Raw genomic sequence first — 12,995 nt, forward strand, 5'->3', positions numbered from 1 at the left:
AAACGCAATAAAGTATGCGAATACCAGAAAAGGCTACTGGCAAGTAGCCGGTAGCCAAATACTGAATTGCTCTATTACTGATAACCGCTTGAGAAAGCAGGGATATCAATTCTTTTCAGATTACTACAAACTTGTCAGAGCATAAACTTAGGAGGCGCCGTATACGAGACCCGTACGTACGGTGCCGTGGAAGGTCGGAAAAGTTATTTAACTTTTACTCCTATCCGATTAATGTATAAATTGAGGGTTTTATATATGAAATTAGTAGTATGATTTTATATACTTTTAATATAGTTGCAAAAAAATATTATTGTATATTACGGTAATATTACAATGTAGGAAAAAGCTTGTATTAATGGATAATAATGTTATATAATAGATTAAGTTACAGTATTATCCATATTATATAAGATTTTCATGTAAAAACTCTATTACAGATTTGTTACATATGAAGATATTATATTGACTGGAAAATAATGTAGTGCTATAATTTACCATGTGCTTGAAAGGTGGATAACCTTTCCAATTTAGAAGCAAATTAAAAGGAGGAGAAATATTAATGAAAAACTTAAAAAAAGTTTTTGCATTAGTCCTTTCATTAGCAATGATCGTATCAACATTTACTGTATCATTTGCTGCTGAAGATACTAAGACTGATGCAGATATTTGTGAAGCCTTAGAATTAATCAAAGGCGATGGTGACGGAGTAACAGAAGAGTATCTTGGTACAGAAAGCCCAAGATGGAAACTTGCTCTTATGTCATTAAGATTAAGAGGATTAGAAGACGAAGCTTTAGCATTTGAAGGAACTGAAACATTTGCTGATGCAGAAGAAATGACTTGGGTTGCTGGAAGAGCAGCATTAGCTTATTTAAAAGCTAATCCAGAATTAGGATGGTTAGGTCGTGGAGAAGAATTTGATCCTAATGGTATGATGACAGTTCAAGAATATTACAAAGTAATGCTTGAAACATTAGGTTATACTCAAGGCGAAGACTTCGAATGGGAAGATGTTATGACATTCGCTGAAGAGAAAAACTTAGTAGTTGCAGCAGATGCTGAAAAATTAACTATGGCTGATGTAGCAGCAGTAACAGTTGAAACTTTAAAAGCTGAAACTAAAGATGGTGCTAAACTTATCCAAGTTTTAGTTGAAGATGAAGCAATTACTGATGTAGAAGTTGCTAAAGAATTAGGTTATGAAGAGCCTGTAATAGCTAATTTAGTTATTAAATCAGCTCAAGCAATGAATGCTTCTTATGTAAAGTTAACTTTAAAAGAAGATACAGAAGTAGTTCCTGGTGTAGAAGCTTTTTCTATCGTAGATGAGAAAGATAATGCATTAGATATTGAAGACGTAGTTTTATATGGTGCAAAAGATGTTAGAATTAAAACAGCAGTTCATACTAAGAACTTAAAATATACTATCACATATGGTGATAAGAGTTTTGATTATGTTGGTTTAGCTGCAGATACAACTGCTCCAAAAGTTACAGCTACAGCTGTTGCTAAAGGATACAAAACTGCAGATATTTCTTTTGATGATGTAATGGATAAAGCTACAGCAGAAGTTGCTGCTAACTATACAATCAAAGATAGAAATAATAACGTTTTAGCTGTAGAAAATGCAGAATTAACTGCTGATAGTACAGTAAGACTTACAACTGCAGAGCAAAAAGCAGGAGAATTATATACAATAACAGTTTCTAATGTATATAACTTAGAAGGTTTAGCAGTAGGAACTAGTGATAATGTAGCTAGATTTGGTGGAGTTTCTAAATTAGCAGCAGCTAAAGTAACTCAAACAGCTATTGCTAAATCTAATACTAAAGTTCAAGTATTATTTGACCAAGAATTAGATAAAGATACTGCAGAAGATATTTCTAACTATACTATTAAAGATAGAAGTGGAAATGCTTTAGTAGTACTTGAAGCAAAAGTTGTTACTAAAGATGAAGATGCTACTAACTATAACAAATCTGTATATTTAACAACTGCAGAGCAAAAAGCAGGAGAATTATATACAATAACAGTTGCAAATGTTAATAATATTGATGGTGTAGTTGTTGATTCTTCTAATAAAGAAGCTAAGTTCGGTGGAATGGCTAAAGATACAACTGCTCCTAAAGTTGAACAAACTGCAGTTGCTAAATCAAATTCTACTGTAGAAGTTATCTTTAAAGAAGAAATGGATGCAACTACAGCAAATGATATAGCTAACTACACAATTAAAGATAGAGATGGAAAAGCTTTTACAGTTCTTGCTGCAGAATTACAAAAAGGTAACAAAATTGTAAGATTAACTACAGAAGCTCAAAAAGCAGGAATGTTATATACAATCACAATAACTAATGTAAAAGATATTTCAGGAAATACAATTGATTCAAGTTATGATGAAGCTAAATTCGGAGGTCTAGCTCTTGATACAGCTGCACCTAAAGTAGTAAGTTCATATGCTAAGATTGAAGATGGCGTTACTTATGTATATGTTGATTTTGATAAGAATGTAGATGCTGAAACTGCTACAGTTTTCGCTAATTACAAATTTGATAATGATTTAGGATATGGTTTATCAGCGGAAGTACAAACTGATGGAAGTATCGTAAAAGTTAAAACAAATGACCAAGGTTTCAACACTATGTACAAAGTTACTGTAACAGGTGTTAAATCAGCAGATGGTGTTGTTATTGGTTCAGATAACACAGCTTCATTTGCAGGTGTTGGTGCAGATGTTAAACCAGAAGTAAGCTATGCTGTTGCTACTAATATTAGAACAGTAGAAATATATTTAAATACTACAGTTGCTGATTCAGCTATTCAATCTGGTGATTTTACAATTGCTAAGAATACAAATTCATCAAGTACTGTAGCTGTAGATAGCGTAGTCCAAGATAAAAAAGCTAAAAAGTTAACTCTTTATTTAGGAACTGACTTAGTAAGTGGAACTCTATATGATGTAGAGATTTCAACAGCTTCTAATAACTTTATAAATGAAAGAGGAACAGCTCAAACAGATGCTAAAAAAGCTAAAACTCAATTTGCTGGTGTGACTACTTCTGCAGCATTCAAAGTAGATTATATTATGCCAATAGATAATAAAACTATTGATATTTATTTCAATGGTGTTTTAGCAGACCAAGCTAATCAAACAGTTACAGCAACTAATGTAAGAATTACTGGTGGAACAGGTAGTGAATCATTTAATGCTTCAGCAGGAACTGCACCTGCAGGAACTCCTAGCTTGAGAGTATTACCAAATAATAAATCTGTATTAAGATTAACATTAGATTCAGATACATTAATTGCAGGAAGAGTTTACCAATTATGGTTTGTAACTAATGCTCCAAAGAATGCTGGTAATGTACCTATGGCATTAGTTGATGCTTCAAATAATATAGTTAAATCACAATTTGCAGGTAGCTCTGTAGCTCAAGGTAAACCATCTATAGACTATATCATGCCAAAAGATGATATGACTTTAACTGTTAAATTCAAGACTCCAGTTACTAATTTTGTAGCAGAAGCAAATACTAAACTTTCAACAACAACAACAGGAGATAATTTCTCTACAGCAACACCAGTTCAATTAATTGAAAAAGTTAGCTCTGCTGATGGAAGTGAATATACAGTTTACTTAAATAAAGCTATGAAACAAGGTGTTGTTTATACACTTACTATTGAAAATGCTGCAAATGTAAGCAATGCACAAGGTGCTCAAGATAAAGATATTACTGCTACAGTTGCTGGAACTAATGCATCTCATGCAAAACCAGCTATTGCTACAGCAAGTGTTTCTAATGATAGAAAAGTTGTTACAGTTACATTGAACCAAGAAATGGCAACAATTAATACTGTAAATGCAGTAGCAAATACTGAGTTGACAGAAGTTCAATTAAGAGAGTTATTTGATGTAGTTGGTACATTTGAAGATGGTACAGCAGTTGCTAGTAATAATATTGTAGTATTATCAGCAACAACTCCTGCTAATGCGGATAAAGAGATTGTTGATGCTAAGACTATCAAATTTGAATTAAATAAAGCTCTTAAAATAGCTACTACATTCAAAGTAAGAAGTAAAGATAACAAGTTAGTAGACAAAACTACTACAGCTAGTAAAGTAGCATCAGAAGTAAAAGATTCAGATTATATCCAAGTATCAGTACCTAACGTTGATACAGCAGTAGCAACTCCAACTGGAGCATTTGTAAGTGCAGTTGCAGCTAATAAGACTATCGGTACTGCAGAACAAGGTTTAGTAATTACTTCTAAAGCTAAGGGAGTAGTAGGAAATGAGTATAAGATTATAATTGAAGCTAATACTACAGATGCTATCGCTGTATCTGAAGAAGATAGTAATAAAACTTTAAGAATTAAACTTAAAAGTATAACAACTGCAGATAATACAGCAGCAAATATAAAGGATGAAATAGATAAACTAAATACTAATTCAGGTGCAAATTTAATGACTGTAGTTTTAGGTAGCACGGGTGGTACAGATGTAATAACTGCACAAACAGTTAATCTTACTGGTGGAACTGAAAATAGTGTAACTTATACATTTGAAGAGCAAATGAACACAGCTAATGATACTATTACTGAATTAGGCTTAGTAATTTGTGCAGATGGTAAGACAACACCACCTTTAAGTTTAGGAACTAATCCTACAGCTTCTTGGAATGCTTCAGGTACAAAATTAACTGTTAACTTAGGTGTTGGAAACACTGTTGTATCAGGTGCTGATACTACAGTATTAACTGTTAGTGATCTTAATGGAAATGCTTTACAATCAGCAGTTATAAATTTACCATAAGTATACACTTGATAAATAAGATTGATTTTATTAGACAACCAACAAGTTTTACTTGTTGGTTGTTTTTTATAAAATAAATATTTAAATGAGATAATAAAATTAATACAAAGGAGAAATATAATGAGCAAAATATTAAAAAAAATTTCATTAGTACTTACTTTTAATGCTACTAGTTATTAAACCTACATCATGTTTTGCTTCTATAATGAATACCGATATAACAATTTGTAAGGAATTAAATATGTTAAAAGGCTCAACTAATGGATTGTCAGAGCTAGATACAAAAATTAATAAAGTTAAGCAGTTTGATTATCTAGTTACTGAAAGTATAATTGAATTTGATAATGCTTTTTCAATTGGATATGTAAAACCAGAATCCAATGATTATCTAAGAGTAATGCCAACTGCTGAGGTAAAAGAATATGATACAGTTGATATTACATTCAATATAGCTATAGACAAGAATTCAGCTGAAGTAAAGGATAACTATATTATTAAAGATCTTAAAGGAAATTGCTTAGATGTAAAAGAAGCCCATTTAATAACTAATAAGCTTGTAAGACTTATTACAGGACCACAAATATCAGGAGAGCTATATACTGTAACAGTAAAGGAAGTCCAGAGTATTGAAGGACTAGTAATCCAAGAAGGAAATAATATCACAAAATTTGGTGGTTTAGGAAGTGGAACTATAGTAAATAGATACGATTGTATACCAGTATCAAATACTAAAGTCCAAATTATTTTTAATGATGTACTAGATAAAGAAACAGCAGAAAACAACCAAAATTATATTATATATGATAGATCAGGTAATAATTTACAAGTATATGATGATAAGGTAGTAAGTATTGATGAAGATCAAGAGTACTATGATAAGTCAGTATATTTAATAACTAGTCAACAAACTCCAGGTGAGTTGTACACTATTTCAGCTACAAATGTGATGAATATTAATGGTGAGGATATAAGCTCTAATAAATCAATTATGTTCGGAGGAATCGGGAAAAAACGTTAAATTAATTAATTTTTTTGTATTAATTATGTAATATTATTATTGTATAAATATGGTATAATATTTGGTAAAGTATAATAAGCATTATTAAAAAGGGGGAATAGAGTTGAAGAAAATAATAACAGTACTTTGTATAATGGTTTTATGTATTACTATTAATATACCAAGCTATTCACTTACAACAGTACAATCTAAAGCTGATTTACTAAATGAAATTAAGGTTATTAAAGGAAATAATTCAGGTTATAATCTTTCTGGAACCCTAACTAGGGCAGAAGCTACAACATTTATAGTAAGAATAATAGGTAAAGAGAATTTAGTATTAGATAATAATAAATCATACGTTAACACAGGCTTTTTAGATGTAAAACCAAAGGATTGGTATGCACCTTATGTAGGATATTGTGTTAAACAAGGAATAATTGATGGATTTAATGATGGAACATTTCGTCCAATGGAAGAAATAAGTGAAAGAGCATTTCTTAAACTCACTGCAGAGGCACTAGGGTATAAAAAAGATATTGATTTCACATGGAATAATCTATTTAATTTTGCATATAAAAAAGGTATTGTAATAGACATTTCATATAAAACTAAAACAAATGACAATACCAATTATAAACGAGAAGAAGTTGTCAATGTATTATACAATATATTAGATAAGAAAATAAAAGATGAAGATAGATCAGTGATAAAAAGATTAGTAGATAATAAAATAATTAATGCAAATATTGCAGAGAAATATGGGTTTGTAATGGATACAAATCCTTCTATAATAACAGAAATAAATGTAATTTCTTCTACACAAATAGAGGTTATATTTAATGAAGAAATAACAGATATAAAAGAAGAAAATATAATTATTTCAAAAACAACTGATAACGCAGCTAGATTAAATTCTAACATAAAACAATTGGATAAAGATAAATTGATTCTTGATACAGATAAGCAAGAAAATAAGATATCATATAATATTATGATTAAAGATATAATTGATAAAGAAGGAAACATTAAAACAGTAGATAAAGATTTTGAAGGGTACAATTTAGTCGAATTTGAATCAGAGTATTTTCATTTAAGTAAGATTGTACCAATAAGTAAAAATCAGATAGACATATATTTTACACAACCTATTAATGCTGTTGCTACAATAGAAAATTATTATGCAATTAAACAAAATGGTGAAGTGATTATAAATGGAAGTCCTGTTAATATGGAAATAGCATTAAATCCAAAGGATAAAAAAAGTATATCTATGAGACTTAAAAATCATGAATTTGATTTAACTAAAAAATATGAACTCGTTGCAAAATCATCACTTTCTGATAGGATAGGAGCTCCCATCAATAATAGAAATAATGAAACACTAGAATTTTTTCCACTATTTAAAGAGAATAAAAAATTAGAATTTGTTTCAGCTACAGCTATAGATAAACAGACTATTGAAATTGTATTCAATAAACCATTAGATCGTGTTAGTGCAGAAGATATTACGAATTATTCTGTTAAAAGTCCAGAGGGGCATCCACAACCTATAATTAAAGCCAAATTATTAGGTGAACATGGAGGTAATATTGTTAGAATAGGAGTTCCTTTGCCTATGCGTGGAAATACAAATTATCCCATAAATATTAAAAACGTAAAAGATAGTTTAGGACAATATTCAATTAATGATACAGATTCATATGTTTATGTTATGGATGTGGAGCATCAAGAACTAACTGCAGATTTAGTATATCCACTTAATAATAGAGAAATTAGTGTATATTTTAATCAGCCAGTGGATGCTACAACTGCAATATTACCTTCTAATTATTTGATTGCTGGTGTAAATGACTTAGGATTTAATCCTATTCAACCTGTAGCTGTATATTTTAATGAAAAAGAAAATAATAGTATGGTAAAATTAATGTTACCAGTAGGTATTAAATATCAAAATGGATTTAAATATAGATTAACCCTTAATCAAAACATTAAAAGTGCTACATTTATTCCTAATACCAGTAGTAAAGATATAGAATTTGAAGGTATAGGATTTGATGGGTCGAAGCCAATGATAAATAACGCTAAAATGGTAACTGAGGACACGATTATTGTAGAATATAATACAGAAATAGCTAATGTAGCGCCTACAACAGTAGCTAGTAATTATATTTTAAGGCATAAAGAAGGTAGCAACGAAATTTCTCAAACACCTTCATCCGTTACTGTTATTGATAATAAATATGTTGTTTTATATTTTTCTAAGCTAAATAAATCGACTGTTTATACTATTGAAGCAAATACAATACAAGATTTTAGTAATATTGGTTATTCAGTATCTGGTGAAAAGACACAAGTAATAAATTACTACGAATAGGGAGTTAAAATAATGAAAAAACTAAAGAGAGTTATTGTTAGTATTATATCAATGACATTAATATTAACAAATATTACAACAGTATATGGAAAAGAAATTGATAAAGAAGTAGAGATAGCTGGAGAGTTAGGCATTTTAAAAGGTAGTACAGGTAAAATAACAGAAGATTATTTACAGCAACCTACAACAAGATTACAAGCAGCTATTGTTTTTTTAAGATTAAAAGGATTAGAGGAACAAGCTAAACAATTTTCTGGTGAAAAAACATTCTCTGATGCAAAACAGGTACACTGGATAGGTGGAAGAAATATATTAGCTTATCTTAAAGAAAATGGAGAATTAGGATGGATTGGCAATAATAATCAATTTAATCCTAATAAAACCATTAGCGCAAAAGAATATTATAAAGTATTACTTGAAACATTAGGATACGAAATTGGAAAAGACTATATGTGGGATAATGTATTAAGTTTTGCCAAAGAAAAAGGGTTAAGTAAAATATCTAATGTTAAGGAGCTTACAAATAAGGATATTGCTGTAGCAACAGTAGAAGCACTTGAATTGAAAACAAAAGAAGGTGTAGTATTAATTAATCTATTAGTTGAAAGTAATATTATTGATCCCATAAAAGCTGATAGAACAGGTTTATATAAAATATCTCCTAAAGGAAATATGATATCAGCAACATCTATAGATGCTACAACTATTTTGGTAGAATTTGATGAAGCTATTGAACCTATTGATAAAGATTTTAAAATAAATGGGTTAGATTCAAAAGAATATGATATTAAATCAATAGAGGTATTAAAAAGCGAAAAGTCAATTTTAATAAAAACTGAAGAACTTACATTAGGTAGTATATATACAATATCTTATAGAGATAAAAGTTTGGACATAGTACCTATAATGAAGAAACAAGAAATTAAACCCCAAATAGAATCAGCAACTGCTATAACTGGAGAAGTAGTTAGATTGGTATTTAATTCAAGAAATATTAGGAAAGATTCTTTAGTTCCTTCTAATTTTGAAATTAATAATATTGTAGATAATGATGTTGTTGTTACTAATGTTAGATTTGATGAATTTGAAATGAAGAAAAATGTTAATTATAGTAAAACTATAGTGTTACTTGATGTAACAGGAATCGACTCAGGATTAGTTTATACAGTTAAACCTTCAAATATTACATCATATACAGGAGCTGTTAATGACAATACAAAACAATCAACTTTTGCTGGTATTAGTACAGATACTAAAGCACCAAAGCTTAAAAGTGCTATATCTAAAGATGGATATGGAATTGATGTAGTGTTTGAGGAAGATATGTTTTTAGATGAGACTACAGCTCTTGACTTAAATAATTATAAGATAACCCCTGAACTCAATATATTAAGTGCTAAAATTGAGAAGAACGAGTTGAACGATGACAATATTGTTCGTTTAACAACTACGAATCAAAAAGATATTATCTATACCATAGAGGTTAATAATATTTCTGATGGGAAAAATATTATGGTAAAATCTGAGGATACTGTAGTTGCTGGAATAGTAAAACCAGATAATCAAGTTGCAAAGGCAGTAAATTCTTTAACATCTACAACTATAGAAGTAATTTATAATTGTGAAGCTAATAGTACTGCATTAGATATTAGCAATTATAGTATTAATAATGGTCTTATGGTTGTTGATGCTGAATTTAAAATTAATGAGTTAAATAAAAAAGTTGACTATAGCAGAGTAATTCTGACAACTACACCTATGAAGTCTACTTCAATTTATGAAATAACGATTGATAAAAATGTACAAGATATATTAAATCAAGGTTTAAAAGAAACAACACATCTAGTATTTGCTGGTATCAGTGGAGATCAAGTTTTTGATAAAAATATATTAGCTTTAGCAATAGATACATATACAGTAAAGATAATCTTTAACGAAGAAGTAAATAAAGAATTAGCCACTGATATTAGGAATTATAATATAAAAGAATTAGGGTACCCAGCGAAAGCGATTTTAAATGATGACAATAAGACAGTCACACTAACAATTCCTGAACAAAAGGCAAGGGTATACAAATTAATCATTAATAATATTACAGACATATCAGGAAATATGATTGAAGCAAATACAGAGGTTATTTTTGGGGGAATAGCTAAACAAGAATAAAATTATATTTGTACATAAGTAAGGCGAATATATAATTTTTTTGAAGGGAAGGGGAAAACATAGGGTAACCTATGTTTTTCTTTAGTATCTATTGTTGCAATTTCTAACTAATGTTATAATGTTGCTAAAAATAATTAATTGAAAGGATGGTTATAATGAAATTAGGTAAAAGAATATGTACAGGTTTTATTATTTTTTGTTTAATAATAGTTAATGTTAATTTTAGTTATGCACAAATGAGTAATACCAGTTTAAATACTAAAGCAAATATTTTAACTGAATTAAATATTTTAAAAGGTAATGGTGAAAGTTTGGATCTTGATGGGGAGTTATCAAGAAGTCAAGCTGCAGCATTTATTGTAAGATTATTATGTGAAGAAAAAGAAGTTCTAGATAACAAAGACAAGTATAATGACACTAATTTTTCAGATGTATCTAAAGGGGAATGGTTTACTCCATATATTAGTTATTGTGTTAAAAATAATATTATAGATGGATACTCTGATAATACATTTAGACCAAATGATAAATTAGGTGAGAAAGCCTTTTTGAAATTAGTTTTAACAGCATTAGGATATAAATATAATGAAGATTTTACTTGGAGTAATGTTTTCGAATTTGCTTATGGGGTTAATCTTGTTAAAGACATAAGATATACATCAGGTCATAAAGAAAATACTAATTATACAAGAGGCAAAGTAGTAGATATATTATATACTTCACTACAATTGAAAAATACTAAAACTAAAACAAGAATGATACAAAAGTTTGTAGATAATATGATTATTACTAAAGAAAAAGCTCTAACTTATAATTTATTAGATGATAAACTGGAAACAGATATTACCAGTGTTGAGGCTACTAGTGAGATAACTATAGAAGTCACTTTTAATGAACCTGTTCAGAATTTAACACCAGAAAATATTTTATTATACGAGACAGTTAATGTTAAGACGTTAACTATTAATAATATTACAAGAAAAGAATCAACAAATACATATGTTATTCAAACATCTGAACCACAGAATATGGATGTAGAATATACGTTACTTATTGATAAAGTAATTGATAATAATGGAAATTCTTCTAATTCTTTTAATAGGACATTATTGGGATTTAGAGCTGATGAGGTAAAATCAGATTATTTTAAAATAAGTAAAATTGAACCTGTTAGTAAAAATATCGTTTATGTGTATTTCACACAGCCTATAAACGATAATGCATTACAAACATCTTTTTACACTATTTTACAAAATGATTCAAAATTAGTAGAAGGTAATAATAGTAATATGTTAATTAATAAACTATCTACATGCGATAATGGTATATCAATATATTTAAAAAACTATGTATTTTCGACACAAGAGTATTTTAAACTATCCATTGATGGAAATATGTCGAGTAATTACGGTGTTTTATTAAATGATGGCGAGGGGGATTCTGTTAAATTTAAATCTTCTGTGGAAGATAATGCAACTTTTGAGGCAGAGGGATGTATATCAATAAATAGCCGTACAATAGAATTAAAATTTAATAAAGAAGTTAATCCAGTTCTAGCAAAACAAATATATAATTATAGTATCACAGATGAGAATAAACGACAGATAAGAGTAACAAATGCAAATGTTATAAATGATGGTAATAATTCTGGAAGAGTAGTTCAATTAACAATAGATGAAAATTTAATGGTAAACAAGCAATACAATGTTTTGGTTAATTATCTTACTGACATAACTAGACAGTTTTCAATTATTGAGAAACAATACTCTTTTATATGTACTAATTATGGTAATAAAGATATAGATATTGATGCAGTTATTTCTAAAGATGATAATACTTTAATCTTATATATCAGTGATCCAGTAGATCAACAATCAGCACAAATTGTATCTAATTACCAAATACAGGGTATTACTAATAGATCGTTTGTGGCAATACCATCTGGTGCATATTATAATAATATGGAAGACTCAAGTTTAATTAAGATTTATTTACCAAAAGATAAAAAATTAATTAAATCTCATATATATAACTTTAGAATATTAACATCCTTAAAAGATTCGATGGGGAATTATCAATCATCAATAAAAAATTATAGATTTACTCATAATGTATCTAAGTCAATGGATACTTATATATCAGAGGCAAAAGTTATTGGAGAAAATACTATTAAGTTAAGTTTTAATAGAGAGATTGCTTTTAATATTAATAATGTATTAAACACTAATTACTCATTAACATATACCGAAAATGGATTAGAATATAATAAAATACCTATTACAGCGAATTATATTGATCCAACTACAATTATATTGAAGTTTGATGTAATTGATAAAGAAAAAGAATATAATATAAGATATAAAAAATTAATTGATTATGGTAATAATGAAACAATAAATCTTAATAATAAATATTCTACTAAAGTTATATATGGAGAATAATAATATATTTTTATAGATTTAATTACTAATTTACATTTAGTAATTAAGCATACATTTAAAAAAAGGGGGCTGTCGTTAAATAGACTAGCCCACACATAAAAAAAGTCAGTGTAACTCATTAGGAGTTAGGCTGACTTTTTTACAAGAAAAAAAGATGCCTAACGATAAACATCTTTTCTCCGCTACATATACATTGTATAATGT

At 28.6% G+C, this 12,995-nt stretch carries 5 protein-coding genes; all 5 read left to right on the plus strand.

Translation table 11 applies throughout. The features are described 5' to 3' along the window. Positions 1-559 precede the first annotated feature (559 nt). The 5 genes from N4A55_RS05725 to N4A55_RS05745 all read left to right on the plus strand — a co-directional run bounded on the left by N4A55_RS05725 (position 560) and on the right by N4A55_RS05745 (position 12,791). The gene (locus tag N4A55_RS05725) at positions 560-4,810 is read left to right on the plus strand and encodes an Ig-like domain-containing protein (protein WP_293754559.1); all 4,251 of its coding nucleotides are present in this window, start codon (positions 560-562) and stop codon (positions 4,808-4,810) included. A 241-nt stretch (positions 4,811-5,051) separates the two neighbouring features. Beyond that, on the plus strand, positions 5,052-5,828 hold the full coding sequence (locus N4A55_RS05730) for a hypothetical protein (protein WP_293754560.1): 777 nt from the start codon (positions 5,052-5,054) through the stop codon (positions 5,826-5,828). A gap of 103 nt (positions 5,829-5,931) precedes the next feature. Next, positions 5,932-8,184 (plus strand): S-layer homology domain-containing protein, encoded by a 2,253-nt coding sequence (locus N4A55_RS05735; protein ID WP_293754561.1) that lies wholly within the window; start codon positions 5,932-5,934, stop codon positions 8,182-8,184. A 12-nt stretch (positions 8,185-8,196) separates the two neighbouring features. After that, complete coding sequence (locus N4A55_RS05740) at positions 8,197-10,350, plus strand: hypothetical protein (RefSeq protein ID WP_293754563.1); 2,154 nt, start codon at positions 8,197-8,199, stop codon at positions 10,348-10,350. A 155-nt stretch (positions 10,351-10,505) separates the two neighbouring features. Continuing rightward, entirely contained in the window at positions 10,506-12,791 is a 2,286-nt protein-coding gene (locus tag N4A55_RS05745; protein ID WP_293754564.1) for an S-layer homology domain-containing protein, read from the plus strand. The last annotated feature ends 204 nt before the right edge of the window (positions 12,792-12,995 follow it).

Origin of the sequence: Vallitalea sp. (assembly GCF_025211055.1) — a bacterium.
Lineage (GTDB): Bacteria > Bacillota > Clostridia > Lachnospirales > Vallitaleaceae > Vallitalea.

Excerpts from the sequence above, each read along its gene's own strand:
- N4A55_RS05725 (WP_293754559.1), top strand. The coding sequence starts at position 560 with ATGAAAAACTTAAAAAAAGTTTTTGCATTAGTCCTTTCATTAGCAATG.
- N4A55_RS05730 (WP_293754560.1), top strand. The coding sequence starts at position 5,052 with ATGTTAAAAGGCTCAACTAATGGATTGTCAGAGCTAGATACAAAAATT.
- N4A55_RS05745 (WP_293754564.1), top strand. The coding sequence starts at position 10,506 with ATGAAATTAGGTAAAAGAATATGTACAGGTTTTATTATTTTTTGTTTA.
- N4A55_RS05740 (WP_293754563.1), top strand. The coding sequence starts at position 8,197 with ATGAAAAAACTAAAGAGAGTTATTGTTAGTATTATATCAATGACATTA.